Annotated in this window: 24 protein-coding genes; 7 read left to right on the plus strand and 17 right to left on the minus strand. The window is 61.1% G+C overall.

Annotated elements, in window-relative coordinates; genetic code table 11:
* The first annotated feature begins 54 nt into the window (after window positions 1-54).
* Complete coding sequence (gene lexA / locus GR198_RS06945) at window positions 55-774, plus strand: transcriptional repressor LexA (protein WP_029873161.1); 720 nt, start codon at window positions 55-57, stop codon at window positions 772-774.
* On the opposite strand, the gene GR198_RS06950 is transcribed toward lexA, so the two are convergent.
* Window positions 755-3187: a ComEC/Rec2 family competence protein gene (locus tag GR198_RS06950; RefSeq protein WP_164068046.1), complete on the minus strand. Its 2433-nt coding sequence runs from the start codon at window positions 3185-3187 to the stop codon at window positions 755-757. The two genes, lexA and GR198_RS06950, sit on opposite strands and share 20 nt — an antisense overlap.
* Window positions 3188-3477: 290 nt before the next feature.
* On the opposite strand from GR198_RS06950, the gene gltA reads away from it, so the two are divergent.
* Window positions 3478-4767 carry a citrate synthase gene (gene gltA / locus GR198_RS06955; RefSeq protein WP_003539304.1) on the plus strand — a complete coding sequence of 430 codons (1290 nt, stop codon included), beginning with the start codon at window positions 3478-3480 and terminating at the stop codon, window positions 4765-4767.
* A 32-nt stretch (window positions 4768-4799) separates the two neighbouring features.
* Here the strand turns inward: gltA and lpxB are convergent, their stop codons facing one another.
* The 14 genes from lpxB to GR198_RS07025 form a co-directional block, all read right to left on the minus strand.
* The gene (lpxB, locus tag GR198_RS06960; protein WP_164068048.1) at window positions 4800-5978 is read right to left on the minus strand and encodes a lipid-A-disaccharide synthase; all 1179 of its coding nucleotides are present in this window, start codon (window positions 5976-5978) and stop codon (window positions 4800-4802) included.
* On the minus strand, window positions 5975-6856 hold the full coding sequence (locus GR198_RS06965; protein WP_003559080.1) for an LpxI family protein: 882 nt from the start codon (window positions 6854-6856) through the stop codon (window positions 5975-5977). The genes lpxB and GR198_RS06965 overlap by 4 nt, the downstream gene beginning before the upstream one ends.
* Window positions 6857-6859: 3 nt before the next feature.
* The gene (gene lpxA, locus GR198_RS06970) at window positions 6860-7678 is read right to left on the minus strand and encodes an acyl-ACP--UDP-N-acetylglucosamine O-acyltransferase (protein ID WP_003559078.1); all 819 of its coding nucleotides are present in this window, start codon (window positions 7676-7678) and stop codon (window positions 6860-6862) included.
* A complete protein-coding gene (gene fabZ, locus GR198_RS06975) occupies window positions 7675-8142 on the minus strand; it encodes a 3-hydroxyacyl-ACP dehydratase FabZ (RefSeq protein ID WP_003539296.1) in 468 nt (155 codons plus the stop codon). Before fabZ ends, lpxA begins: the two co-directional genes overlap by 4 nt.
* The gene (lpxD, locus tag GR198_RS06980) at window positions 8135-9199 is read right to left on the minus strand and encodes a UDP-3-O-(3-hydroxymyristoyl)glucosamine N-acyltransferase (protein WP_029873158.1); all 1065 of its coding nucleotides are present in this window, start codon (window positions 9197-9199) and stop codon (window positions 8135-8137) included. The genes fabZ and lpxD overlap by 8 nt, the downstream gene beginning before the upstream one ends.
* Before the next feature lie 50 nt (window positions 9200-9249).
* Window positions 9250-11583 carry an outer membrane protein assembly factor BamA gene (bamA, locus tag GR198_RS06985; RefSeq protein WP_032984271.1) on the minus strand — a complete coding sequence of 778 codons (2334 nt, stop codon included), beginning with the start codon at window positions 11581-11583 and terminating at the stop codon, window positions 9250-9252.
* 199 nt (window positions 11584-11782) lie between these two features.
* The gene (rseP, locus tag GR198_RS06990; RefSeq protein WP_029873157.1) at window positions 11783-12916 is read right to left on the minus strand and encodes an RIP metalloprotease RseP; all 1134 of its coding nucleotides are present in this window, start codon (window positions 12914-12916) and stop codon (window positions 11783-11785) included.
* A 28-nt stretch (window positions 12917-12944) separates the two neighbouring features.
* Window positions 12945-13775 carry a phosphatidate cytidylyltransferase gene (locus tag GR198_RS06995; protein WP_029873156.1) on the minus strand — a complete coding sequence of 277 codons (831 nt, stop codon included), beginning with the start codon at window positions 13773-13775 and terminating at the stop codon, window positions 12945-12947.
* The gene (locus GR198_RS07000; RefSeq protein ID WP_003539291.1) at window positions 13775-14518 is read right to left on the minus strand and encodes an isoprenyl transferase; all 744 of its coding nucleotides are present in this window, start codon (window positions 14516-14518) and stop codon (window positions 13775-13777) included. The genes GR198_RS06995 and GR198_RS07000 overlap by 1 nt, the downstream gene beginning before the upstream one ends.
* Before the next feature lie 37 nt (window positions 14519-14555).
* Window positions 14556-15116: a ribosome recycling factor gene (frr, locus tag GR198_RS07005; protein WP_011651816.1), complete on the minus strand. Its 561-nt coding sequence runs from the start codon at window positions 15114-15116 to the stop codon at window positions 14556-14558.
* 51 nt (window positions 15117-15167) lie between these two features.
* Window positions 15168-15890: a UMP kinase gene (gene pyrH / locus GR198_RS07010; protein WP_003539289.1), complete on the minus strand. Its 723-nt coding sequence runs from the start codon at window positions 15888-15890 to the stop codon at window positions 15168-15170.
* Between the two features lie 96 nt (window positions 15891-15986).
* Window positions 15987-16913 carry a translation elongation factor Ts gene (gene tsf, locus GR198_RS07015; RefSeq protein WP_029873155.1) on the minus strand — a complete coding sequence of 309 codons (927 nt, stop codon included), beginning with the start codon at window positions 16911-16913 and terminating at the stop codon, window positions 15987-15989.
* A 241-nt stretch (window positions 16914-17154) separates the two neighbouring features.
* Entirely contained in the window at window positions 17155-17922 is a 768-nt protein-coding gene (gene rpsB / locus GR198_RS07020; RefSeq protein WP_003539287.1) for a 30S ribosomal protein S2, read from the minus strand.
* A gap of 327 nt (window positions 17923-18249) precedes the next feature.
* On the minus strand, window positions 18250-19086 hold the full coding sequence (locus tag GR198_RS07025; protein ID WP_029873154.1) for a cell envelope integrity EipB family protein: 837 nt from the start codon (window positions 19084-19086) through the stop codon (window positions 18250-18252).
* A 136-nt stretch (window positions 19087-19222) separates the two neighbouring features.
* Here GR198_RS07025 and GR198_RS07030 point away from each other — a divergent pair, with 136 nt between their 5' ends.
* The 5 genes from GR198_RS07030 to GR198_RS07050 all read left to right on the plus strand — a co-directional run bounded on the left by GR198_RS07030 (window position 19223) and on the right by GR198_RS07050 (window position 22718).
* A complete protein-coding gene (locus GR198_RS07030) occupies window positions 19223-19693 on the plus strand; it encodes a RidA family protein (RefSeq protein WP_029873153.1) in 471 nt (156 codons plus the stop codon).
* Complete coding sequence (locus GR198_RS07035) at window positions 19690-20409, plus strand: glycerophosphodiester phosphodiesterase (protein WP_029873152.1); 720 nt, start codon at window positions 19690-19692, stop codon at window positions 20407-20409. The genes GR198_RS07030 and GR198_RS07035 overlap by 4 nt, the downstream gene beginning before the upstream one ends.
* Before the next feature lie 180 nt (window positions 20410-20589).
* Entirely contained in the window at window positions 20590-21780 is a 1191-nt protein-coding gene (locus GR198_RS07040; RefSeq protein ID WP_029873151.1) for a GNAT family N-acetyltransferase, read from the plus strand.
* A 158-nt stretch (window positions 21781-21938) separates the two neighbouring features.
* The gene (locus tag GR198_RS07045; protein ID WP_029873150.1) at window positions 21939-22370 is read left to right on the plus strand and encodes an HIT family protein; all 432 of its coding nucleotides are present in this window, start codon (window positions 21939-21941) and stop codon (window positions 22368-22370) included.
* A gap of 57 nt (window positions 22371-22427) precedes the next feature.
* The gene (locus GR198_RS07050; protein ID WP_029873149.1) at window positions 22428-22718 is read left to right on the plus strand and encodes a Dabb family protein; all 291 of its coding nucleotides are present in this window, start codon (window positions 22428-22430) and stop codon (window positions 22716-22718) included.
* A gap of 73 nt (window positions 22719-22791) precedes the next feature.
* Here GR198_RS07050 and clpA read toward each other — a convergent pair whose 3' ends face one another.
* Together clpA and clpS are read right to left on the minus strand one after the other, a co-directional pair.
* Entirely contained in the window at window positions 22792-25284 is a 2493-nt protein-coding gene (gene clpA, locus GR198_RS07055; RefSeq protein ID WP_017993976.1) for an ATP-dependent Clp protease ATP-binding subunit ClpA, read from the minus strand.
* A gap of 10 nt (window positions 25285-25294) precedes the next feature.
* Window positions 25295-25645 carry an ATP-dependent Clp protease adapter ClpS gene (clpS, locus tag GR198_RS07060; protein ID WP_017988219.1) on the minus strand — a complete coding sequence of 117 codons (351 nt, stop codon included), beginning with the start codon at window positions 25643-25645 and terminating at the stop codon, window positions 25295-25297.
* Window positions 25646-25662: the final 17 nt, after the last annotated feature.

The following is a 25662-nucleotide window of genomic DNA, read 5'->3' on the forward strand; positions in this document are numbered from 1 at the left end:
TGGAACATATAGTGTCTGTTCTGGATTTGTTTCAATCACGAGGTCACAACGTCGATGCTCACGCGCAAACAACAGGAGCTTCTCCTTTTCATTCACGAGCGCATGAAAGAATCCGGCGTTCCGCCGTCTTTCGACGAAATGAAGGATGCGCTGGACCTCGCCTCGAAGTCCGGGATTCACCGGCTGATCACGGCGCTCGAGGAACGTGGCTTCATTCGCCGCCTACCGAACCGCGCCCGTGCGCTCGAGGTCATCAAGCTTCCGGAGGCCTACAGCCCCAGCATCCAGCCGCGGCGCGGCTTTTCGCCGAGCGTCATCGAGGGCAGCCTCGGCAAACCTCAGCCGGTCGCCGCCCCTGCTCCCGCAAAACCCGTCGCCGACAACGGCAACTCGGTCTCCGTGCCGGTCATGGGCCGAATCGCTGCCGGTGTGCCGATCTCGGCGATCCAAAACAATACCCACGACATCGTCGTTCCGGCGGACATGCTCGGCTCCGGTGAACATTATGCGCTCGAGGTCAAGGGCGATTCGATGATCGACGCCGGCATCTTCGACGGCGACACCGTGATCATCCGCAATGGCAGCACCGCAAGTCCTGGCGACATCGTCGTTGCTCTCGTCGACGACGAAGAAGCGACGCTGAAGCGCTTCCGCCGCAAGGGCGCCTCGATCGCGCTGGAGGCCGCCAACCCGGCTTACGAGACCCGGATTTTCGGGCCGGACCGCGTCAAGGTTCAGGGCAAACTCGTCGGTCTCATTCGCCGCTATCACTGACATTGGCCAGGCCCGATTCGGTAAAACTGTTGCTGCGCCAGTCATAGGCGCGATGGCGCATCCATGGCCGCGACAATGCATCAAATGCGGTTGCGACCTCCAGGCCGGTGTCCGTGAAGCGCAACTCGATGGAACCCGTCCTGCGCAGCGTCTCACCGGTGAAGAGCGTCGCACCTGAGCGGCAATTGTTGAAGCGAAGGCGGACCGATGTCACGACGATATCGGCCGCGTCACATGCCGGGCCGAGATAGGCGGCATTGTCGATGACGGTTACCACCTGACCATTGCCGAGCCTTGATGTGCACCAGGCCTTCTTGACGCAGGAAAAGCGGTTTGCGTCACCGGCCGCTGCGGCCGCCCGCATCGCGGTCCTTGCTTCGTTCTGCTGATCGCGGGAAAGCCTGACGCGGCGGTCTTCTCCCTCAGGCGGGATAGCAGGACCATCCAGCATCTTCGGCGGGTCATGCCTCGGCAGGACCAGAGCTCTCTGCCACTGGTCGAAGATGAAATCCGGCGGTCTTTCACGGTTGGAAGCCATTGCCGCCGCCTCGACCACCGCGACGAGACTGCCATCCTCCGAAATCACCAGATCCGGCGGCCGGGGAATCGGCAGAAGCAACAGGATGAGCGTTGCGACCGCGATGATCGATGTGCCGGCATGGCGCAACCGGGTGCGGAGCAGCGTCAGCAGCAGAAAGCCCGCCACGGCGACCGCGAAATACCAGGCGGGCAAGCGGCCGACGTCGATATTGCCATCCCAGCCGGACACCGCCTTTGCCACCGCGATCACCAGATCGAGGCCGAATCCGACGACCTTCCAGGCCCAAACATCCAGACCGAAAGGCATGAGCAGCATCGCCAGCAAGCCGGCCGGCATGACGATGAAGGAGATGATCGGCATCGTCGCGAGGTTTGCCGGCAGGCCGTAGGCGGTCAGGCGATGAAAATGCTCGATCGAAAACAGTGCGGTGGAAAAACCGCCGATCAGCGAGGTCAGGAAGACGCCGCCGAAGAAGCCCGCAACCGTAACGAAGGGCCTGATGATCGGCAGCTTCAGGAAGGCGTTTTCGCGGACGCGCCGGTCCTTCCACAACTGATAGCCCGAGACCAGCGCCAATGTCGCGGCAAAGGACATCTGGAAGCTCGGACCCAAGACCTCGGACGGCGAAATGACGATGATGACGAGGGCGGAGAGAGCGACATTGCGCAGGCTGATCGACGGCCGGTCGAAGAAGACGGCAATCAACATGATGGCCATCATGATGAAAGCGCGTTCTGCAGAGACCGCAAAGCCCGAGATCAGGAAGTAGGCAGTGACGGCGATGAGCGCGCCGGCGGCAGCGATCTTCTTCGTCGGGTAGGCTTCAGCGATGCCGGGAAAGAGGCTGAGCAGCATCCGGAAGCCGACGAAAAAGATGCCGGCCGACAGCGCCATGTTGAGACCGGAGATGGCGATGATATGAGCCAGGCCGGACTGGCGCAGCGCCTCCGTCGTTTCATTCGAGATGGCACGCCGCTCGTCCGTCACCAGAGCAGCGGCGAAAGCGCCGGTGTCGCCGGGCAGGATCGACCTTATGCGGTCACCAATGCCGCTGCGCAGCCGGTAGAGCCCTTCGAGCAGCGTTTCCGCCGTCGATCTGGCCGCCTGGGGACCAGCCTGCGCATCGACCTTCGTCGGTGCACCGTAGAAGAAGCCGTTGGCGCCGATGCCATCGAAATAGGCACTGAAGGAGAAGTCGTTGAGCTCGGGAAGTGCTGGGCCCGCCGGCGGCGTCAGCCGCGCCCTGCCGGTGATGATATCGCCGATCTCGAAGGCCGCGTCCGCGCCGCGGGCGATCGCGGTGATGCGTTCCGGCGGCCGCTTCACCTGTGGCGCCTCAGTGCCGGTGACGGCAAGAATGTAGCGCCACCGCCCGCGACCATCGCCTTCGCGCCGCTCAACGCGGCCGGTCACCGTCGTCGTCACTGATGAATCGAGGATCACAGTCGAAGCCCGCCGGCTCTCGAACTGCGCCGTGACCATGCCGCAGGCCACCAGCGAGAGCGCCAGCAGCGTTGCCCGCACCGCCGCCCGGCTGCGGCTGGCGATGAGAACCGCAACGGTCAGCGCCAACAGGCAGAGCAGTGATGCAACGAGAGGAAAATCCGATGCCGCGAGAAACCAGACGGCTGACCCGGCGCCGAGGAAGACCGGCGAGAACAGCAGCAGGCGGCCATGGTCCGCCTCCTCGCCCAGCATGCGCATGCCGGCACGCAGCAATTGCGAGGCTGCGGCCGGCAGCCGGTGGCGCAATGTTGTCGCCGACTGCGTCCGTGTCGGTCGCATCACCACGACAGGTGATGAAAAACTGGAGGAGTCGGCAAGGCCTTCGCCTGCTTCCGGCCGCAATTCGACTGTCGTCAACTCCTGCATGAACCGCCCCAGCCCGGCTGCGAAGGCGGCCAGAATGCAACCTCCAATCAAATCCGGCAAGAATAATCGATTGAAATATGAGGGAAAATCGCGAGCGCCAAAAGACCAGTCGAATCATCGGCTTCCGATATGCGTGCGGCTCATCGCTGCAGTGCCTAAAAGGTGATACCGCAATGCACAAAATGCCATCACGGTAACTTGGCATTAGCTTCGCGATCATATAGCTATCGGTGAGGACGCTTAACCCCTATGGCGCTTTTATGGCGCCACCGCCATTTCGGAGGATCAGCATGACGGATCAAAGCGCTACAATAAAAATCGGTGACAAGTCTGTCGACCTTGCTGTCAAAAGCGGTACGATCGGCCCGAGCGTCATCGATATCGGTGCCCTCTACAAGAACACGGCTTCCTTCACCTACGATCCGGGTTTTACCTCGACCGCATCCTGTGAATCGAAAATCACCTACATCGACGGCGACGAAGGTGTCCTGCTGCATCGCGGCTATCCGATCGAGCAGCTCGCCGAGCACGGCGACTTTCTCGAAGTCTGCTACCTCCTGCTTTACGGCGAACTGCCGACCACCGTGCAGAAGAAAGATTTCGATTACCGCGTCACGCACCACACCATGGTGCACGAGCAGATGAGCCGCTTCTTCACCGGCTTCCGCCGCGATGCGCATCCGATGGCCGTCATGTGCGGCTGCGTCGGCGCGCTGTCGGCCTTCTATCACGACTCGACCGACATCACCGATCCGCACCAGCGCATGGTCGCCAGCCTGCGCATGATCGCCAAGATGCCGACGCTTGCCGCCATGGCCTACAAGTACCATATCGGCCAGCCCTTCGTTTATCCGAAGAACGACCTCGACTATGCCTCAAACTTCCTGCGCATGTGCTTTGCCGTGCCTTGCGAGGAATATGTGGTCAATCCGGTGCTTGCCCGCGCGATGGACCGCATCTTCATCCTGCATGCCGATCATGAGCAGAACGCCTCGACCTCGACCGTCCGTCTCGCCGGTTCGTCGGGCGCCAACCCGTTCGCCTGCATTGCCGCCGGCATCGCCTGCCTCTGGGGGCCTGCGCATGGCGGCGCCAACGAAGCAGCGCTCAACATGCTGAACGAAATCGGCACGGTCGACCGCATTCCGGAATATGTCGCCCGCGCCAAGGACAAGAACGATCCGTTCCGCCTGATGGGCTTCGGTCACCGCGTCTACAAGAACTACGATCCGCGCGCCAAGATCATGCAGAAGACGACGCATGAAGTGCTCGGCGAACTCGGCATCAAGGACGATCCGTTGCTCGAAGTGGCGATGGAGCTTGAGCGCATCGCGCTCACCGACGAATATTTCATCGAGAAGAAGCTCTATCCGAACATCGACTTCTATTCCGGCATCACGCTGAAGGCGCTGGGCTTCCCCACGACCATGTTCACCGTGCTCTTCGCGCTTGCCCGTACCGTCGGCTGGATCGCGCAGTGGAACGAGATGATCGAGGATCCGGAACAGCGCATCGGCCGTCCGCGCCAGCTCTATGTCGGCGAACCGAAGCGCGATTACATCCCGGTTTCGAAGCGCTGATCGCTTCAGAAAGAACCCAAAAGAAAACCCGGTCAGAAACGACCGGGTTTTTTCTTTTTCAGCACGTCGAGAAGGATCTCGGCAGCGTGTTCGCCGGGCGGCTTTTCGGTCTGCATGCGTTGCCAGACGAGATCATAACCCTCGTTCATCGCCTTCAATTGGAACGTGTCGGCCGACAGCCGCTCCATCCAGCGCGCCAGGCTGGCGCCGCGGACGATCTCGTTCAGATATTCCGGCACGACGGCATAATCGGCGATGATGTTGGGCAATGCGCCCGTCCATACCTTGATGCGCCGGGCGAGCAGGCGGATAATCCAATCCGTCTTGTAAACGGACACCGTCGGCACGCCGGCAAGGGCGAGTTCGAGGATCACCGTGCCGGAAGCTGCCATCGCCGCATCCGCCTCGGCAAGGGCCTTCCATTTCTGCGCCGGCCCGACCGCCACCTCCGGCGGCGTGGCCCAGCCGGCGACGAGCCCCTTCACCAGCGCTTCGTTGTGCGGCACGGTCGGCAGCAGGAATCGCATCGGGCCGTTGCGGGCGACAAGTTCTTTGGCCGCATCCTCGAAGAACGGAAGCAGTTTGGCGATTTCGGAGGATCTTGATCCAGGAAGCATCAGGATCGCCTTGCTGGCTCCCTCGACGGGTGCGCGCATGGCGCGCTGCCGCCGCGCTTCGAGCAGCGCTGGATCGGCGGTCAAGCGATGGCCGACATAGGTGGTCTCAGGCCCGCCGAGCGCACGCATTGTTGCCGGCTCGAAGGGCAGGACGGCGAGCACATGATCGACATAGGCGAGCATGCGCGTGGCGCGATATTCCTTCCAGGCCCAGACGCTCGGACAGACATAATTGACGACAGGCAGATCGGGCAGCGCGGTGCGGACACGCTTGGCAACGCGATGGGTGAAATCCGGGCTGTCGATGATGAGAAGAATATCAGGCCTTGCGGCGATGATGGCAGACGTCGTCTGGCGGATCAGGGTATAGAGCTTCGGCAGTCGGCTCAGCACCTGGGTGATGCCCATGATCGACAGCTCGGAGAAATCGAACAGGGATCTCAAGCCTTCGGCCTGCAGCCCCTCGCCGCCGACGCCGACGAACTCCACCGGTCCGCTATGAATTCGCTTCAAGGCGGCGATGAGATCGGCACCAAGCAGATCCCCCGACACCTCGCCGGCAATGACGGCGATCTTCAGCGGCGCCCCGTTCATTCAAGCCCCCATGCCGGCAGGCCGCGATCGATGCCACAGACGAAAAGCCCGGCCTCATCGGCGGCTTTGATGACGGCGGCGCGATCGAGCACCAGCGAGCGGCCGGCCTCGACGGCGACGCCGGCAAGGCCGGCTTTCCTGGCGTTCAGGACCGTGGAAACGCCGATCGCCGGCAAGTCGGCGCGAATATCCTGCTGCGGCTTGCAGAGCTTGACCAGCGCGCCGCGGCGGCGCGGCGAGATGCGTCCGGCGGCTCTAAGACCCGCGACACGCTCCAGCATCTCGTCCGTGCCCTCAAGACCCTCCAGCGCGACGATACGCCCGCCGATGGCGACGGCGCCCTGACCGACATCGAGCCGGCCCAGCATCTCAGCGGCATCGGCTGCGCGCCTGATATCGCGCCGGTCTTCCTCGCCAGGCGCTGCAGCGCCAAGCGGACCGACGTAGGCAAGAAGGTCGGGAGCGATCTCATGAGCGCCGACGACCCGGCGGCCGTTTCCCTCGATCAGCCGGATCACCATCTGCAGCACCGTATCGTCGCCGCCGGACAGCAAGGTGCGGATCACGGCCGGCATCTTCATCAGCGTGCGCAGCGTCGGGCGCACCTCGCGCCATTCCGGCCGGCGCCGGACGCTGCCGGACATGACGACACGGCCGATGCCGTAGCGGTTCAAGAGGCCCTCGAGAGCTGCAAAATCGCCGACGCCGATGACGGCATGGTCATACCCTTCCCAGCGCCGGTCGCTTTCGTCCTTCAGCGCGACGATGACGGGATTTTCGCCCGCCGCGCGCGCAGCTTCGGCGACATAGGAAGGCAGAAGGCCGCCGCCGGCGATGATCGCCAGCCGGCCCGCAGCGGTATCGCCGGAAAGAGTCACGGACTAGCCCTTCTGCCCCCGGGTTGGCGAGGACAAGGCGCGGTCGCTGTCGGCGGCGATGAAGTCGAGGATGTGGACCGCCTGCTCGCAATCAGCATATTCTTCGCGGATGGCGGCGGCGTTTTCGCGGACGGAGCCCGGTCCTTCGAAGATCGACTTGTAGGCGCGCCGCACCCTGTGAATGACGGCGCGGTCGACGCCGGCGCGCGTCATGCCGACGACGTTGAGGCCGCTCAGCAGCCCGGGATTGCCGTTCAGCATGCCGTAGGGAATGACGTCGTAACTGACTGCCGAGAGCCCGCCGACGAAGGCCTGACGGCCGACGCGGGTGAACTGGTGAACGGCCGAGCCGCCGCCCAGGATGACGCGATCTTCGATGACGACATGGCCGGCGAGCATGACGTTGTTCGACATGATCACATGGTTGCCCACCCGGCAGTCATGCGCGACATGCGAATTGGCAAGGAAGAGGTTGTTGTCGCCGACGATCGTCTGGCCGCCGAAATCGGCCGTGCCGGTATTCATCGTCACGCCTTCGCGGATCGTGCAGTTGGCGCCGACCGTCAGCGTCGTCTCCTCGCCGCCGTGATGCACGCTCTGCGGATCGCCGCCAACGACCGCCATCGGGAAGATGCGTGTGCCCTTGCCGACCACGGTGCGGCCGGTCACGACAGCATGCGACAAAAGCTCGACATTCGCATGCAGGACGACGTGCGACCCGACATGGCAGAAGGGACCGATCTTGACGCCCTCACCGATGGTCGCGCCGTCTTCGACGACAGCCATCGGATGAATGCGAGCGCTTTCGGCGATAGTGCTCATGCCTGATCCTTACGAACGATCATCGCGCCGATATCGGCTTCGGCGACAAGTGCGCCGTCGACCTTGGCGTCGCAATGGAATTTCCAGATATTGCCGCGCTGCTTGTGCTTCCTGACATGGAATTCAACACGATCGCCGGGTACGACGGGCTTGCGGAAGCGCGCATTCTCGATGGTCATGAAATAGACGAGGTTGCCTGGCTGGCCATCCTTCTTGGCACAGATCGCACCCGCGGTCTGGGCCATGCCCTCGATCAAGAGAACGCCGGGCATGATCGGAGATTCCGGAAAATGACCGGTGAAATGCGGTTCGTTCACCGTGACGTTCTTGATGCCGATCGCCGTGTTGTCGCCGTCAATCTCGATGATCTTGTCGACCATGAGAAACGGGTAGCGATGCGGCAGCAGTTTCATGATCTCGATGATGTCAGCCGAAGAAAGCGTAGTCGTGGCTTCCTCAGTCATTTTGCTTGCCTCCAGGTTTCGTCCCGCGCAGCTTCGTCCTTGACATCTGTTGCGCGACATCTCTCAGATAGTCATTCAGCGGGCGCCCAGGTGTACCACCATATTGTCCGCCGGCGGCAAGATCGGTCATGATACCGCTTTGGGCGGCGATCTGCACGCCGTCGCCGATCGTCACATGCCCCTTGATACCGACCTGGCCGCCGATCTGAACGCCATTGCCGATCTTCGCGCTGCCGGCAATGCCGACCTGCGCAACGATGGCGCAATGGCGGCCGATCTGAACGTTGTGGCCGATCTGTACCTGGTTGTCGATCTTGGTGCCTTCGCCGATGACCGTATCGTCCATGGTGCCACGGTCAATCGAGGTGTTGGCGCCGATCTCGACATTATCCTGGATGATCACTCGGCCGATCTGGACGATCTTGATCATGCCGCGCGGGCCCGGCGCATAACCGAAACCATCCTGGCCGATGCGGGCGCCGTTGTGGATGATGACGCCATTGCCGAGCAGCGCGCAGAGAATACTCGCGCCGGCCGCAATCGAACAATCCCGGCCAATCTTGACATTCGGACCGATGACGCTGTGGGCGCCGATGCGCGTCCCTTCGCCGATCTCGGCATGCGCTCCGATGACGGCCAGCGGCTCGACGATCACGCCCTTTTCAAGCTTGGCGCTCGGATCGATCACCGCGCTTGGCGCGATCTCGCTTTCACCGGAGAAGACGACGGGGCGCAATGCCGCGGGATAAAACAGGCCGCCCGCCATCGCGAAAGCCGCATGTGGATTGGACGACAGGATGACCGGAATATGGGGGGGTATGAGATCGGCGAGCGCCTTGTCGCAGATCACTGCCGAGGCTTCGCATGTCGCCAGTTCATCGCGGTTACGACGCGACAGGATATAACAGACATCGCCCGCCCGGGCCCGGCTGATGGGGGCAACGGACCTGACGATAACATCGGCATAGTCGGAATTGGCGAGTTCCGCCCCAAGAAACTCTGCCAGCTCAGCGAGCTTCAGACCTTCATGGGGCAGAAAAAAAACGTTTTGCTCCATCGGCAATGCTCCAGAACGGAATTGAGTCTTACAGTTCCGGACTGCCGATATCAGAATTGGTTGTTGATGCCAAACTTGAAGTTCTGCGTCTTGTCGAAGTCTTCCTTGAGAACCGGGATCGCGTAATCCAGACGCAATGCACCGAAGGGAGACTGCCAGACGACGCCGACACCGACGGAGGCGCGCAGCGAAGCGCTGGTACCGTCGGCCTGATCTGACCCAAGAAGCTCGACGTCATTGCCGAACAGCGTACCGGCATCGGCAAAGACTGCGCCACGCAGGTTGAAGTCACGCGGGAAGCCCGGCATCGGGAAGGTCGCTTCCGCAGACGCCGTGAAATAGGTCGTGCCACCGAGCGGGTCATCATTATCCCCGCGGATGCGCGGGCCGATACCCTTGTTCTCGAAGCCGCGAATATCGCCGTTGGTCAGCGTAAACTGGTCGAAGACGTTCAGATGGTCACCCAAGGGAACGACATAACCAGCCGAAGCGGAGAGCGAGCCGATGATATCGGCATCGTCAGCGAGCAGGTGGTAATAACGGGCCTTGCCGTAGATCTTGTAGAACTGCGAGTCGCCGCCGAGGCCGGCAAGTTCGTGCGTCGCCGTCGCATAGATGCCTTCACGCGGCAGGACGGTGTCGTCAAGCGTGTTGTAGGTCAGCGTCTGCGAGACGGAAGAGCGTGTCCACGGGCTCTCGTCGACCAGATTAGCGTAGGTCGCCGAAAGATCAGAGGTATCGCCATCATACTTCATCTGCTTGTAGTTATAGCGGAAGGTCGTCGCCAGATCTTCGGTGATCGGCGCAGTCACACGCAGAACGACGCTGGTTTCCTCGTAGTCGTAGTCGTCGTTGCTCGACGTTTCGCTGCGGTTGACGTCGAAGCCTGCCGCCAGACGGTAGCCGAGGAAGTAGGGTTCGGTGAAGCTGACGCCGTAGGCGCGCGAGCCTTCCTGGCCGCCACCGGCCGAGATGCGGATGTACTGACCACGGCCGAGGAAGTTCTTTTCCTCGATCGAGGCTTCGAGCAGCAGACCGTCGCCGCCGGCGGCATAACCCGCGCCGACACCGAACGAACCGGTCGACTGATCCTGCACGTCGACGACCACCACGACGCGGTCCGGCGAGCTGCCCGGCTGGGTGGAAATGTTGACCGAGGAGAAGTAACCGAGCGCTTCGAGGCGACGCTTCGCCTTGGTGATCATCTGCTGGTTGAAGGCGTCGCCTTCGCTCATGTCGAATTCGCGGCGGATGACGTAGTCGCGCGTGCGGCTGTTGCCGCGGATCTCGATGCGCTCGACATAGGCGCGCTCGCCCTGGTCGACCAGATATTCGACACCGATCGTGTTGTTGTTGAGGTCGCGGTTACCGCGCGGCGTGACACGCGCAAAGGGATAACCGGCAGACGCCACCTGATCGGAGATCGCCTCGATCGACTTCTGCACTTCCTTGGCGTTGTAGACTTGGCCTTCGCGGGTGCGCACCAGCGGCTGCAGCTGCTCTGAGCCGACGCCTTCGACGGTCGACTGCACGGTCACCGGTCCGAAGTCGTAGCGCTGGCCTTCCTCGATGTTGAAGGTGAGCGTGTATTTGTTGGTCGCGTCGTCGAAGGTGGCATCGGAAGAGACGATGCGCATGTCGGCATAGCCGCGATTGTAATAGAACTGGCGCAGCGCTTCTTCGTCGGCGTGGAGCTTGTCTTCGTTGTAGACGTCCTTGCGGGTCAAGAACGACAGGAAGTTCGAACGCTTGGTGGCGATCACAGCAGCCAGGCGGCCGGCGCTGTAAGCATTGTTGCCGACGAAGTTGATCGAATCGATCTTGGTGCGGTCACCCTCGTTGATGACGAAGGCAAGGTTGACGCGGCCTTCGCCGAGCGGCACTACCTGCGTCGTGACTTCGACCTCGCTGCGGCCGGTGGCAGCGTAAGCTTCCTTGATCGACTGGATGTCAGCCTGAATCTGGGTGTCGCTGTAGGGACCGGCAGCGTGGGTCTGGACGATCGTCGCGAGCTTGTCGTCCTTGATCTTCCGGTTGCCGTTGAAGACGACCTGATTGACGAGCTGGGCTTCCTGAACGTTGACGACGAGCGTGCTTCCGGAAACCGAGATCTTGACGTCGGAGAAGTAACCCGTGCCGTAGAGCTGCTTGACCGAGGCATCGATATCGCTGTTCGAAAAACTCTTTCCGGGAGCGATGGTGAGGTTCGACCGAACGGCTTCCGCGCCGACACGGCTTGCGCCGCGCACATCGATGCGCTGGATGACCGCGGCCTCAGCGGCCGTAGCGGAAACGAACGTCAAAGCACCTGCGCCCGAAGCAACAACACTAGCAGACAGCGCAACCGCCGATACTGCGTTCAAAAACTTTGAACCAGCCTTCATTTCACCCATTACCTTTTGTTTCCCTCGTCCCCGGCTCCAGGAGAACCCGATTCCGGTCACGTGTGTCGTTTTACCCGCTTTTGACATACAAGCAAGGCAGGTCGTTAATTTCTGTTTACTTCATTTGCAAGCGTGACCCATTCGCCACTACAGCCTTGAAACATCGTAAATAAATAGTAATTACCGTCGCCTTGCTCGTTTACCCTCTCAACGAGCCAATGTCGTTCCAGGTCGTGAAAACCATCAATGTCAGTATCATCGCCAGGCCGATGCGAAATGCAATTTCCTGGGCCGAAGAGCCCAGCGGTTTCCCCCTCACCGCTTCCACCGCATAGAACATCAGGTGGCCGCCATCAAGTACCGGAACCGGCATCAGGTTAAGCAATCCTATCGAAACAGAAAGCACCGCCGCAAGCTGCAACACTGCGCCTATTCCAAGCGACGCCATCTGGCCCGAAGCTTGCGCCACGCGGATCGGCCCGCCCAATTGATCGGCCCGCATCGTTCCGCTGAAGATGTTGCCGATATATTTGAAGGTGCCGGTGACAATGTCGCGGGTCTCGATCACAGCCTCGCGCAACGACTCCAGCGGCGTATAGGTCTTCAGACGGAAGTTGCCGGCCTCCCGGCTGGTGACGATGCCGATCTGGCCGAGCTCGACCTTGTTGCCGAACTGGTCGGTCTGGTCTACGCGCTGCGGCACCATCGGCACATCGAGCTTCTGGCCGGCGCGCTCGATCGTTACGACGATCTTCTGGCTCGGGCGGATGCCGACATAGCGGCGCACGTCGTCGAAGGTCTCGACCTTGCCGCCATCGATGGCGACCAGCAGATCGCCGGGAAGGATGCCGGCGGCAGCGGCTGCGCCGTCTGGCTTGACCTCGGCAACGACAGGATCGGCGATCGTGCGGCCATAGACCGAGAAAAGAATGGTGAAGATGGCGATCGCCAGCAGAAAATTGGCGATCGGGCCAGCCGCGACGGTTGCAGCGCGTTTCCACAGCTTGGCGCCGGCAAAGGAGCGCGCCCTGTCCTCCTCGGACATGGCGGCGATCTTGTCGGTGTCGGGCTTGCTCGAGGCATCTTCATCGCCGAAGAACCGTACGTAGCCGCCAAGCGGGATTGCCGCAATCTTCCAGCGTGTTCCGTGGCGGTCGGTGAAGCCGAAGATCTCCGGACCGAAGCCGACGGAAAAGGCAAGGATGCGAATGCCGCTCCAGCGCCCGACGAGGTAATGGCCCATCTCATGCACGAAGACGAGCAGTGACAGCACGAGGATGAAGGTAACGATGTTCCCCATCAGAAATGAGTATATGCCGCTCATCGTTTCCATGAGTCCCTTCCGTCAGACCGCCGCGTTGTCAGAGTCCGAACAATGCCGCACCAAGCGACGTCATTCCGGCCCCCTTTATCAGGGAAAAAAGCCCAGCAAGCAAGAACGCCGAAAAACAGGCGAAAATCAGTCCGTCGACACGGTCCATGACGCCGCCATGACCCGGAATGAGACGGCTCGAATCCTTGACGCCGAATTTTCGCTTGATGAACGATTCGAAGAGATCGCCCGACTGGCTGCAAACCGAGAGAACCAACGCCACGCCGGCGGCGATGATTTCAGCGCCCGGAAGGAGAAAATGGACGAGAACGACGCCGGCTACGACCGCCGAAACGGCGCCGCCGATTGCACCCGACCAGGTCTTTCCGGGCGAGATCGAAGGGGCAAGCTTCGGTCCGCCAAGCGCCCTGCCGACGAAATAGGCAAGGATATCGGTTGCCCAGACGACGGCAAAGACGAAGAGCATGGCATAGAGGCCGGGCTGGTCATCGCCTCTGATGGCGGCGAGCGTCAGGCCGGTGACGCCGGCATAAAACAGGCCCACTGGCAACCAGCGGCTCGTGCCCTGCAAGATGATCAGGGCGATGCCGACGGCGGTGACGCCGGCCAGCATGCCGGCGGCGAATTCGAAATTGCCGACAAGCACCAGGAAGGCAATCGCCGCTTCGCCGATCCAGCCGACGGCATTGGCGACCCAATCCCGCGCGATGCCTGTGATTTTCGACCATTCATAGTAGATCAGCAGGCCGATCACGACCGCCAGGATACGGAAGGCAAGGCCGCCATACCAGGTGGCGGCAAGAACGATGGCCGCAAGAATCACTCCTGAAACGATGCGGAGCTTCAATTCCCTCTGCATCAGGTGCCGACCGCGGCCGCTTGCGACGACAGGCCGCCGAAGCGCCGGTCACGAGAGGCGAATGTCTCGAGCGCCGAGCGGAAGATCTCGGGGCTGAAATCCGGCCAATATTCCGGAAGGAAGATGAATTCCGAATAGGCGGCCTGCCAGAGAAGGAAGTTGGAAAGCCGCTCTTCGCCGCTGGTGCGGATAATGAGATCCGGATCGGGAATGCCGGCCGTGTCGAGACGGGCGTTGATCAGCGCCGGTGTAATATCCTGCGCTCTCAGGCGGCCGGCCTCGACATCCCGGGCGAGGCTGACGACGGCGCGGGCGATCTCGTCGCGCGAACCGTAGTTGAAGGCGATGACGAGCGTCAGTGACGTGTTGTCCTTGGTCGTCTCCTCCGCCTCCAGCAACAGGCCCAGAATATCGCTGCGCAGGCTGTGGCGGTCGCCGATCACCTTGATCCGCACGTTCTGGCGATGGAGCTCGGCGAGGTCGCGCCGGATGAAAGCCTTGAGCAGACCGAGCAGATCGGAAACCTCGGCTTCGGGCCGGCGCCAGTTCTCCGAGGAGAAGGCAAAGAGGGTCAGATATTTTATGCCGGCCGCACCGGCGGCGCGGACTGTCTCGCGCACCGCCTCGACGCCCTTGCGATGGCCCATCGTGCGCGGCAGGCCACGCTGCTTGGCCCAACGGCCATTGCCATCCATGATGATGGCAACATGCTCTGGCACAGTCACAAATACAGATTCCGACATTTCCCGTCCGGTCTTTCCAGGCAAAGGCACAGATCCACTAGACCTGCATGATTTCCTTTTCCTTCTCGCCAAGCAAGCGGTCGATTTCGGAAATCGTCTCGTCCGTCATCTTCTGTACACGTTCCGACTGCGCCCGGCTCTCGTCCTGGCCGATTACGCCGTCTTTTTCGGCTTTCTTAAGGCCGTCCATGCCGTCGCGGCGGACATGGCGAATCGCCACCTTGCTCTTTTCGGCATAGTCGTGGGCCACCTTGACGAGCGACTTGCGGCGCTCCTCGTTCAGCTCCGGCAGCGGAATGCGCAGGTTCTGGCCGTCGATGATCGGGTTGAGGCCGAGATTGGATTCGCGGATGCCGCGCTCGACGGCGCTGACCATAGACTTGTCCCAGACGGAAACAGACAGCATGCGCGGCTCAGGCACGGTGATGTTGGCGACCTGGTTCAGCGGCATGCGCGAACCATAGGCCTCGACCGTCACCGGGTCGAGAATGTTGGCCGAAGCACGGCCGGTGCGCAGCGATGCGATGTCGCCCTTGAATACGGAAATCGCGCCGTCCATGCGGCGCTTCAGTTCCTTGATGTCGATACCTTCACTCATGTCGATGCTCCCGTCTGGCGAGGGCTGCGCCGAAACCGCGGCGCAGCTTTATCAGTTGTCGGAGACGATGGTCTTGAGGCCACCGCCCGTCAAGATTTCAGCAAAACCACCCTTCTCGTGGATCGAGAAGACGATGATCGGAATGGAATTTTCTCTGGCCAGCGCCACGGCGGCAACGTCCATCACCGCCAGCCCCCTGTCCAGCACTTCCTGGTGCGTCAGCCGGTCGAGCCGGGTCGCATCAGGATATTTCTTCGGGTCGGCGGTGTAGATGCCGTCGACCTGCGTGCCCTTGAAGATCGCTTCCGCACCCATTTCGGCGGCGCGAAGTGCTGCGGCGGAATCGGTGGTGAAGAAGGGGTTGCCGGTGCCGCCGGCAAAAATCACCACGCGTCCCATCGACAGATGATAAAGGGTCGCGCGCTGCGAAAAGCTCTCGCAGATCTCGGGCATGGAGATGGCCGAAAGCACCACCGTATCGATGTTCAGCTTGCGAAGCGAGGTCGCCAGCGCCAGCGCATTGATGATGGTGCCGAGCATGCCCATATGGTCGCCGGTGACCCGGTCGCCGCCCTTGGACGCTACCGCGACACCGCGGAAGATATTGCCGCCACCGACGACGACGCCGACTTCCACGCCCATATGCCGTGCCTCGGCGATGTCGGATGCAATGCGGTCCGCCACCGTCACATCGATCCCGAAACCCTGGCCACCCATGAGCGCTTCGCCGGAAGCCTTGAGTAGAACACGTTTATAGACAGGCTCTAAAGACATCTTGGCTCCTCGTAAATTGCCGTGAATGCCCGATACACGAAGGGCACCGCGTTGTCACGCGATGCCCTTCGTGTTTTCCCAATTATGGCTGGAAGATCAACCCTTGACGGCAGCAGCAACTTCGGCCGCGAAGTCAGTTTCTTCCTTCTCGACGCCTTCGCCAAGCAGCAGACGGGCCATGCCGGCGACTTCGATCGGCGCGCCGACGGCCTTTTCAGCTTCCTTGATGGCGGCGGCGACCGTCAGATCCGGATTGATGACGAAAGCCTGCGAAAGAAGGGCGACTTCCTCGAAGAACTTGCGCATGCGGCCGTCGACCATCTTTTCGATGATATTGTCCGGCTTGCCGGAAGCGCGCGACTGCTCGATGAAGACGTTGCGCTCGCGCTCGGCGACGGCGGCATCGACTTCTTCCGGGCGGATTGCCAGCGGCGCGGTGGCGGCGATGTGCATGGCGACCTGGCGGCCGATAGCGTTCAGGGCTTCCTTGTCGCCGGTCGACTTCAGCGCAACGAGAACGCCAAGCTTGCCGAGGCCGTCGGAAACAGCATTGTGGATATAGGTGGCGACGACGCCGTCCTCGACCGAGAGAGCGACCGAGCGGCGCAGGTTCATGTTCTCGCCGATCGTTGCGATCGCATCCTTGATCGTGTCGGACACAGACTTGCCGGATGCCGGGTAGGTCGCTGCGGCAACGGCGTCGACAGTGCCGTCGGTCGAGACGGCGACCTTGGCGATGCCGCGGACGAGTTCCTGGAAGGCATCGTTACGGGCGACGAAGTCGGTTTCCGAATTGACTTCGACGACGACGGCCTTGGTGCCCTGGCTCGAAACGCCGATGAGGCCTTCGGCAGCGGTGCGGCCGGACTTCTTGTCGGCCTTGGCGATGCCCTTGGCGCGCAGCCAGTCGATCGCCGCTTCCATGTCGCCACCGGTTTCAGCAAGAGCCTTCTTGCAGTCCATCATGCCTGCGCCGGTCTTTTCGCGCAGTTCCTTCACCATTGCAGCCGTAATCTCGCTCATTAGCTTCCTCTTGTCGGTTCATACGGTGGACCGCAAAGCGCGGCTCGGCACCGGATTGAGGCACGAAATGTACCTGTATGTATGACAGCGTGATGAAGACGCGTCATAACGAAACTTATCGGGCGGAGAGCCTGACGCCCTCCCCATGAAACAGGCAAGGCCGCCGAACTTCGATGAGTCGCGAGCGGCCTTTCCCAGTCTCTGCAAGCGTCGGCGGACCTTTTCGATCCGCCCGCCTTCATCAGCCTTCGGCTGCTTCCTCGAGAGCCGGCTCGACCGGAACTTCGGAGGATGCGCCGAGATCGCGGCCGGAAGAACCCTGCTGACGCGCGATGCCGTCGATGGCGGCGCGGGAGATCAGCTCGCAGTAAAGAGCGATCGCGCGCGATGCGTCGTCGTTACCCGGGATCGGATAGTCGATCAGGTCCGGATCGCAGTTCGAGTCGATGATGGCGACAACCGGGATGCCGAGGCGCTTGGCTTCGTCGATCGCGATCTTTTCCTTGTTGGTGTCGATGATGAACATCAGGTCGGGCGTGCCGCCCATATCGCGGATACCGCCAAGAGCCTTGTCCAGCTTTTCACGTTCGCGCTCGAGGTTCAGGCGTTCCTTCTTGGTGAAGCCCTGGGCTTCGCCGTTCAGGATCTCGTCGAGCTTGCGCAGACGCTGGATCGAGTTGGAGATCGTCTTCCAGTTCGTCATCATGCCGCCGAGCCAGCGCGAGTTGACGTAGTACTGGGCCGAGCGCTTGGCGCTGTCGGCAATGATCTCAGACGCCTGGCGCTTGGTGCCGACGAAGAGAACGCGGCCGCCGCGGGCAACGGTGTCGCTGACGACCTGAAGGGCGCGCGACAGCATCGGAACGGTCTGGGCCAGATCGATGATGTGAATGTTGTTGCGATCGCCGAAGATATACGGCTTCATCTTCGGGTTCCAGCGATGCGTCTGGTGGCCGAAGTGGACGCCTGCCTCAAGAAGCTGGCGCATAGAAAAATCAGGCAATGCCATGCCTTGTTACTCCTTTTCCGGTTGAACCTCCGCAAGGCGAACAGCACCCTCTTCGAGGATGCCACCGGGCGGAACAGCCCGGATTTCTCCCGGACGATCCCATGCCTTACGTGTGGAATGCCGGTGCCCATACATTCGATTGGGCGCAAAAGCAAGGCTTATGCCGAAAAAACCTGGCTCACGCACCGGCCACGGCGCATGGATCCCGCAACAAAAGAGACGAAGGCGACTGCCTGCCCCTTGGAATGCCGCACTCAGCCTGCCAGCGTCGGCAGCAACATCGACAGGATGAATATCAGTCTCAGGGGCTGCGGAAGGCAACGAGGCCTACTTGCAAACCTCGGCCTTGCGGTCGAGCAGCTCCAGCTTGGCGAGCTTGCCGGTCAGGATGAAATCGCCGTAATCCATCGTCAGATCGCGGGTGATGCCGTTCTCATAGAGCTTGAAGGACATGCGGTAGACCGGCACAGCATCCGATTTCGCATTCTCGTTGAAATAGGCGATCGTCACCGGCCAGAAGGCGGTCTTGGAGAAGGCGCCGGCGTTGCCGGCATCGGCTTCCTCGGCGATCGGCGTCTCCTGCTTGCCGACGATCGTCGTCGTCGCCAGCGACTTGTCGCCGTCGTCCGAACCGTCGAAGACACGCGCCTCGAAGAAGCGCTTGCCGTCCTTGGCATGCTGGATCACATCGAGCATATGTTCCGTGGGAAAACGGCTTTCTAAAAGCTGCAGCTCGCGGCTCGCCGGCTGCTTGAGATCGACCTTGACGCCATCAGGCTGGTCCTGCGCCGCACCGTTGACCTCTTTGTCGAGCTGCTCGTCGGTGAAGGATTTGGTGTCGAAGGTGAACTTGCCGTCCTTCAGGTTCTCGAAGGTCTTGGTCTGCTGGTCGCTGACGCGCACGCTGTCGCCGGTGTCGATCTGTGTCACGAAGCGGAAGTTGGTGGTGAAGCCCTGGCAATAGCTGCCGTCGAACTCATAAACCATGCGACCGTACATGCCGGCGATGCCGGAGCGGTCCGAAGCGTCCTTCAGTTCCAGATCGTAGACCGCGCGATGGGCGACGAGGCCGGTCGCGATCGCAGCGCTCACCGCGGGCGCAGCCGCCCATGCATTGGCGGAAACGCTGGCGAGAAGCAGAGCGACAAGACTCGATCGGAACATTCATTAACTCCTGTTGGACTCGGTCGCGATGTTATAAGAACGCTTTCGGCCAAATCGAGGCTCGAAACTGTCATATTAAAGATTCTAGTCTTGATGCATAATTTTTGAAGAATTGACAACAAAAGCGGAGACGAAAATGTCCGATGAAATTGCAGCGCGCCTGATTGAGATGGGGATAACCCTGCCCGAAGCCGCAGCACCTGCTGCAAATTACGTTCCCTATGTCATCAGCGGCAATCTTCTCTACATTTCCGGCCAGTTGCCGCTCGAAGGCGGCAAGATCACTGTCTCGGGCCATCTCGGCAAGACCGTCGACGTTGCAACGGGCCAGCGCGGCGCCGAACTCTGCGCCATCAACATCCTTGCCCAGGCGAAGGCGGCACTTGGCGGCGATCTCGGCCGCATCCGGCGTGTCATCAAGCTGAACGGCTTCGTCGCCTCGGCGCCCGACTTCGTCGAGCAGCATCTCGTCATCAACGGCGCTTCGAACCTGATTGCCGGCGTGCTTGGCGAAGCCGGCAAACATGCGCGTGCCGCCGTCGGCATGGCGGCCTTGCCGCTGAACGCTGCCGTCGAGATAGACGCTATCATGGAAATAGCAGAATGACCAATGCTGCCTGGATCAGGGACCTGCCGGTCGCCCATCGCGGCTATCACGACCTCAACACGCATGTCTGGGAAAACACGCTTTCGGCCTTCTCGCGCGCCGTCGAAGCGGGCTTTGCGATCGAATGCGACCTGCACTACGCCTCCGACGGCGTACCGGTCATCTTTCACGACGAGGACCTGCAGCGCCTGTGCAATCTCAACGGCGACATCCGCGAGCGCACCTCCCGGGAACTCGGACTGATCGCCGTTGGCGGCACGAGCGACAAGGTGCCGACGCTACGCCAGCTTCTCGATCTCGTCGAGGGCAAGGTGCCGCTGGTGCTGGAGCTCAAGGGGCGCGAGGCCGATGACGAAGGTTTCGCCGAGGCCGTGCTCGAGGTGCTCGAAGGCTATGAGGGCCAGGTGGCGCTGATGAGCTTCGACCACTGGCTGCTGCGCGACCTGAAGGCGCTTGGCTCACCCTACCCGCTCGGGCTGACCGCCAACGGCAACACGCCGGAAGAGTTCAAGACGCATGCGAAGGCGATGGAAATCGGTCTCGATTTCATCTCCTATTATTATGACGACCTGCCGAATGCCTTCATCACCGGCGAACGCGAAAAGGGCATTCCCGTCATCACCTGGACGGTGCGTGACGAAGAGGCGCGCCGACGCACATTCGCCAATGCAGACCAGATGACCTTCGAAGGCTTCGATCCGCGTGTGGCTGCTTGACGCTCGCTTTTTGGCCATGATCATGCGCAGACTGCTGCATAACTCCTTAAATCGGATCGATTTGAGGATAAAATTATGCAGCAACTCAAAGTGTTACAGCGTTCTTTGCGCGTCTGAAAAGACGCGCGGCGCTGTAAGGCAGAGCCGAGACTATCCTCCCACAGGCTTCGCATTTGTCCCATGACTGATGAATTATCCATTCGCGTCGAACGCTCCTTCACCGCGATTTCCCCAGAGAGCTGGTCCAGGCTTTCCGGGGCGTCGAAGACCTGTGCTACGATTGCCTACAACCCTTTCGTTTCGCACGCCTTTTTATCGTCGCTGGAGGAATCCGGCTCGGCCGACGCAGAGACTGGATGGCTCGGCCACCATCTGCTGCTCGAGACCGAGCGCGGCGAGTTGATCGGCGCCCTGCCCGGCTATCTCAAGAACCACAGCCAGGGCGAATATGTCTTCGACCATGGCTGGGCCGACGCCTTCGAGCGGGCCGGCGGGCGTTATTATCCCAAACTTCAGTGCTCGATCCCGTTCACCCCGGCGACAGGCCCGCGGCTTCTTGTCGCCGAGGGGCTGCAGCGGCTGCCGATCCAGAGCGCGATCGCCGAAAGCCTGAAGGAGGTGGTGCGCCGGCTCGGCATCTCTTCGGCCCATATCACCTTCGTTCCGGACGAAGAGATCGGCGTCTTCGAGATGGACGGCTATCTGCACCGCACCGACCAGCAGTTCCATTTCATCAATGACGGCTATGCCAATCACGAGGATTTTCTCGAAACGCTTGCCTCGCGCAAACGCAAGGCGTTGCGCAAAGAGCGCCGCGCCGCACTCGAAAACGGTATCAGCATCGACTGGCTGACCGGCCGCGACCTGACGGAACACATCTGGGACCAGTTCTTCAAGTTTTACATGGATACCGGCGGGCGCAAGTGGGGTCGGCCCTACCTCACCCGTAAGTTCTATTCGCTGATCGGCGAACGCATGGCAGACGATATCCTGCTCGTCATGGCCAAGCGCGACGGGCGCTATATCGCCGGCGCGATCAATTTCATCGGTGGCGATGCGCTCTACGGCCGTCACTGGGGCTGCATCGAGGATCATCCCTTCCTGCATTTCGAGGTCTGCTATCACCAGGCGATCGACTTCGCCCTTTCGAAAGGACTGAAAAGGGTCGAGGCCGGAGCGCAGGGCGAACACAAGCTCGCCCGCGGTTACCTGCCGGTGACGACGCATTCCGCCCATTATGTCGCGCATGCCGGCCTTCGCCGGGCGATCGGCGATTATCTCGCCCGCGAGCGCGCCGATGTCGAACAGATGAGCGAGCTGTTGACCGAGCATAGTCCTTTCCGCAAGGGCGAGCGTCAGCAGGAGGATTGACGCGGCCGCACCGGCCGCGCTACCCGAACAACGACGCGTATTCCTTCAATCGGAATCGATTTAGGGATGAAATTATGCAGTAATTTCATAAAGTGCCACAGCATCCTTTGCGCGTCTGAAAAGCCGCGCGGCGCTGTAGAAAACGAGGAGATTTCGTGATGACCAGCCCGACCGCTTATGACGACGACAACATCTTCGCCAAGATCCTCCGCGGCGAAATCCCCTCGCACCGAGTTTACGAGGACGAGCATACCGTCGCCTTCATGGATGTGATGCCGCAGGCGCCGGGCCATGTGCTCGTCCTTCCGAAGGCGGCGTCGCGCAATATTCTCGATGCCGATCCAGCCACCCTGACCCATGCGATTACCGTCGTCCAGAAGATCGCCAACGCGGTGAAGGATGTCTTCGACGCCGATGGTGTGTTCATTGCCCAGTTCAACGAACCAGCGGCCGGGCAAACGGTGTTCCATCTGCATTTCCACGTCATCCCCCGGCATGAAGGCTCGGCGCTTAAGCCGCATTCCGGCAAGATGGAGGACGGTGCCGTGCTCGCCGCTAATGCAGAAAAGATCAAGGCCGCACTGGCGTAAGGTCAACACCCGTCGACTTCAGAGAATTCAATCCGGACAATCATTTGGAACAAGATCATGATCCGCCATACTGTCGCATTCCGCCTGAAGCACGAAGCTGGCTCGGCTGAAGAAACCTCGTTTCTCGCCGACGCGCTGGTGCTTGCCAAGATCCCGAGCGTGCGGAATTTCGAACAGCTTCGGCAGACGAGTCCCAAAAACGATTTTACCTTCGGCTTTTCGATGGAATTCGACGATCAGGCTGGCTACGACACGTACAACCTCCATCCCCTGCATGTCGCCTTCGTGCGTGACCGCTGGGTGCTCGAGGTCGCCGATTTTCTCGAGATCGACTACACCAAGCTCTGAAAAGGGCACATGCAGATCCGGAAACGAAAAAGGCCGCGGGTGACGCGGCCTTTTCCAATTCGATGACGGTATCTCACTTCTTGCGTGGAACCTTCGGAACCGCGCTTCCCTTCTTCGGGGCGTCGCGAACCTCAGGCTCGGCCTGTGGCACCGCCTTGGCGCGGGTCTTGCGGGCCGCCTTGGTCTTCAGCTCGCCGTCATCCCCATCATCGCCTTCGGGATGCACGACTTCAGCTTCCGGCTTCGGCTTGATCGGCGCCGTTTCCGAAATGGCTTCGAGCACGATGCCGGGTTTGCCGTCTTCCTTCGGGCCGACGGTGACATTGACGACGCCGCCCTTCTTCAGCTTGCCGAAGAGGATTTCGTTGGCGAGCGGCTTCTTGATCGTATCCTGAATGACGCGAGCAAGCGGGCGGGCGCCCATCTTCTCGTCGTAACCCTTTTCCGCCAGCCAGGCGATCGCATCCTCGTGCAGGTCGAAGGTGACGTTCCTTTCGGAAAGCTGGGCCTCCAGCTGCATGATGAACTTCTGCACGACCTTGTGGATGACGGCCGTCGGCAACGCCGCGAAAGGAATGATCGCGTCGAGACGGTTGCGGAATTCCGGTGTGAACAGACGGGTCAGCGCCTCCTCGTCCTCGCCGGTGCGCTTGGACGAGCCGAAGCCGATCGCCGCCTTGGCCATTTCGGATGCACCCGCATTCGTCGTCATGATCAGGATGACGTTGCGGAAATCGATCTTCTTGCCGTTATGGTCGGTCAGCGTGCCGTGGTCCATGACCTGCAGCAGGATATTGTAGATGTCGGGATGCGCCTTCTCGATTTCGTCGAGCAGCACCACGCAATGCGGGTGCTGATCGACGCCATCGGTCAGAAGGCCGCCCTGGTCGAAGCCGACATAGCCGGGAGGTGCACCGAGCAGACGCGAGACCGTGTGCCGCTCCATATATTCCGACATGTCGAAGCGCAGGAGTTCGACGCCGAGCGACGATGCCAGCTGCTTTGCCACCTCGGTCTTGCCGACGCCGGTCGGACCGGAGAAGACATAGGCGCCGATCGGCTTGTTCGGCTCACGAAGGCCGGCGCGCGCCAGCTTGATCGAGGTCGAAAGCGCTTCGATGGCGATATCCTGGCCGTAGACGACCGAGCGCAGTTCCTTCTCGAGATTGGCAAGCACGGCTTCATCGTCCTTGGAAACGGTCTTCGGCGGAATGCGCGCCATCGTGGCCACCGTCGCCTCGATCTCCTTTTCGGTGATCAGCTTGCGGCGCTTGGACGGCGGCAGCAGCATCTGCGCCGCACCGGTTTCGTCGATCACGTCGATCGCCTTGTCGGGCAGTTTGCGGTCGGAGATGTAGCGGGCCGACAATTCGACGGCCGACTTGATGGCGTCGTTCGAATAACGCAGGTGGTGATACTCTTCGAAATAGGGCTTCAGGCCCTTCATGATCTCGATCGCATCTTCGATCGACGGCTCGCTGACGTCGATCTTCTGGAAACGACGGACCAGCGCCCGATCCTTCTCGAAGAACTGGCGGTATTCCTTGTAGGTGGTCGAACCGATGCAGCGAATCGCGCCCGATGACAGGGCCGGCTTCAGCAGGTTCGATGCATCCATCGCCCCGCCTGAGGTGGCGCCGGCGCCGATCACCGTGTGGATCTCGTCGATAAAGAGCACGGCGCCCGGATATTCTTCCAGTTCCTTGACGACCTGCTTCAGGCGTTCCTCGAAATCGCCGCGGTAGCGCGTGCCGGCGAGCAGCGTGCCCATGTCGAGCGAGAAGATCGTGGCATCGGCAAGCGCTTCCGGAACCTTGCCTTCGACGATGCGCTTGGCAAGGCCTTCGGCAATCGCCGTCTTGCCGACGCCGGGATCACCGACATAGAGCGGATTGTTCTTCGAACGGCGGCACAGGATCTGGATCGTGCGGCTGACCTCGGCGTGACGGCCGATCAGGGGATCGATCTTGCCGCCCTTGGCCTTCTCGTTGAGATTGACGCAATAGGCCTTGAGCGCATCCTGCTGCTTCTTGGGGCCGCCCTCTTCTTCGCCGCCGCGCGCCGTCGGCTTGCTGCTTTCGGCTTCGTCCTCAGCGCCGCGCGGGGGACGCACATCCGAAGCGCCCGGGCGCTTGCCGATGCCGTGAGAGATGTAGTTGACGGCATCGTAGCGGGTCATCTCCTGCTCCTGCAGGAAATAAGCGGCGTGGCTTTCGCGCTCGGCGAAGATCGCGACGAGCACGTTGGCGCCGGTCACTTCCTCGCGACCGGACGATTGCACGTGGATGACGGCACGCTGGATGACACGCTGGAAGCCGGAGGTCGGCTTCGAATCCTCGTCATATCCGGTGATCAGGTTGGAAAGTTCGTTGTCGACATATTCGACGAGCGTCTTGCGCAGCGCGTCGAGATCGACATTGCAGGCACCCATGACCGCGGCCGCATCGGCATCGTCGATCAGGGCGAGCAGCAGATGCTCGAGCGTCGCATATTCGTGGTGCCGCTCGTTGGCAAAGGTCAGTGCCTGATGGAGCGCCTTCTCTAAACTAGGCGAAAATGTTGGCACGTTCAGATCCTCACTTCTTTTCCATGACGCATTGCAGCGGATGCTGGTGCTGCCGGGCGAAGTCCATCACCTGGCTGACCTTCGTTTCCGCTACCTCGTATGTGAATATTCCGCATTCGCCGACGCCGTGGTTATGGACATGGAGCATGATGCGGGTGGCACTTTCACGATCCTTCTGAAAAAAACGCTCCAGAATATGAATGACGAATTCCATGGGAGTGTAGTCGTCATTCAAAAGCAGCACACGATAAAGATTGGGCTTCTTGGTCTTCGGCTTGGTGCGCGTGATGACCGAGGTTCGATTTGCGTTGTCCCCGTTCCTTTCGCTGTCGTTCTGCATCCGGATCGGCTTTGCGATCATTGTCATTCATTCCTCAA

The organism is Rhizobium leguminosarum (genome assembly GCF_010668065.1).
Taxonomy (GTDB): domain Bacteria; phylum Pseudomonadota; class Alphaproteobacteria; order Rhizobiales; family Rhizobiaceae; genus Rhizobium; species Rhizobium leguminosarum_S.

Excerpts from the sequence above, each read along its gene's own strand:
- GR198_RS07000 (WP_003539291.1), bottom strand. The coding sequence starts at position 14,518 with ATGTCGGAATCTGTATTTGTGACTGTGCCAGAGCATGTTGCCATCATC.
- GR198_RS07025 (WP_029873154.1), bottom strand. The coding sequence starts at position 19,086 with ATGTTCCGATCGAGTCTTGTCGCTCTGCTTCTCGCCAGCGTTTCCGCC.
- GR198_RS07030 (WP_029873153.1), top strand. The coding sequence starts at position 19,223 with ATGTCCGATGAAATTGCAGCGCGCCTGATTGAGATGGGGATAACCCTG.
- pyrH (WP_003539289.1), bottom strand. The coding sequence starts at position 15,890 with ATGTCTTTAGAGCCTGTCTATAAACGTGTTCTACTCAAGGCTTCCGGC.
- gltA (WP_003539304.1), top strand. The coding sequence starts at position 3,478 with ATGACGGATCAAAGCGCTACAATAAAAATCGGTGACAAGTCTGTCGAC.
- lpxD (WP_029873158.1), bottom strand. The coding sequence starts at position 9,199 with ATGGAGCAAAACGTTTTTTTTCTGCCCCATGAAGGTCTGAAGCTCGCT.
- GR198_RS07035 (WP_029873152.1), top strand. The coding sequence starts at position 19,690 with ATGACCAATGCTGCCTGGATCAGGGACCTGCCGGTCGCCCATCGCGGC.
- GR198_RS07050 (WP_029873149.1), top strand. The coding sequence starts at position 22,428 with ATGATCCGCCATACTGTCGCATTCCGCCTGAAGCACGAAGCTGGCTCG.
- lpxA (WP_003559078.1), bottom strand. The coding sequence starts at position 7,678 with ATGAGCACTATCGCCGAAAGCGCTCGCATTCATCCGATGGCTGTCGTC.
- fabZ (WP_003539296.1), bottom strand. The coding sequence starts at position 8,142 with ATGACTGAGGAAGCCACGACTACGCTTTCTTCGGCTGACATCATCGAG.
- rseP (WP_029873157.1), bottom strand. The coding sequence starts at position 12,916 with ATGGAAACGATGAGCGGCATATACTCATTTCTGATGGGGAACATCGTT.
- GR198_RS06950 (WP_164068046.1), bottom strand. The coding sequence starts at position 3,187 with ATGCAGGAGTTGACGACAGTCGAATTGCGGCCGGAAGCAGGCGAAGGC.
- frr (WP_011651816.1), bottom strand. The coding sequence starts at position 15,116 with ATGAGTGAAGGTATCGACATCAAGGAACTGAAGCGCCGCATGGACGGC.
- clpS (WP_017988219.1), bottom strand. The coding sequence starts at position 25,645 with ATGATCGCAAAGCCGATCCGGATGCAGAACGACAGCGAAAGGAACGGG.
- bamA (WP_032984271.1), bottom strand. The coding sequence starts at position 11,583 with ATGAAGGCTGGTTCAAAGTTTTTGAACGCAGTATCGGCGGTTGCGCTG.
- tsf (WP_029873155.1), bottom strand. The coding sequence starts at position 16,913 with ATGAGCGAGATTACGGCTGCAATGGTGAAGGAACTGCGCGAAAAGACC.
- lpxB (WP_164068048.1), bottom strand. The coding sequence starts at position 5,978 with ATGAACGGGGCGCCGCTGAAGATCGCCGTCATTGCCGGCGAGGTGTCG.
- rpsB (WP_003539287.1), bottom strand. The coding sequence starts at position 17,922 with ATGGCATTGCCTGATTTTTCTATGCGCCAGCTTCTTGAGGCAGGCGTC.
- GR198_RS07040 (WP_029873151.1), top strand. The coding sequence starts at position 20,590 with ATGACTGATGAATTATCCATTCGCGTCGAACGCTCCTTCACCGCGATT.
- lexA (WP_029873161.1), top strand. The coding sequence starts at position 55 with ATGCTCACGCGCAAACAACAGGAGCTTCTCCTTTTCATTCACGAGCGC.
- GR198_RS07045 (WP_029873150.1), top strand. The coding sequence starts at position 21,939 with ATGACCAGCCCGACCGCTTATGACGACGACAACATCTTCGCCAAGATC.
- GR198_RS06995 (WP_029873156.1), bottom strand. The coding sequence starts at position 13,775 with ATGCAGAGGGAATTGAAGCTCCGCATCGTTTCAGGAGTGATTCTTGCG.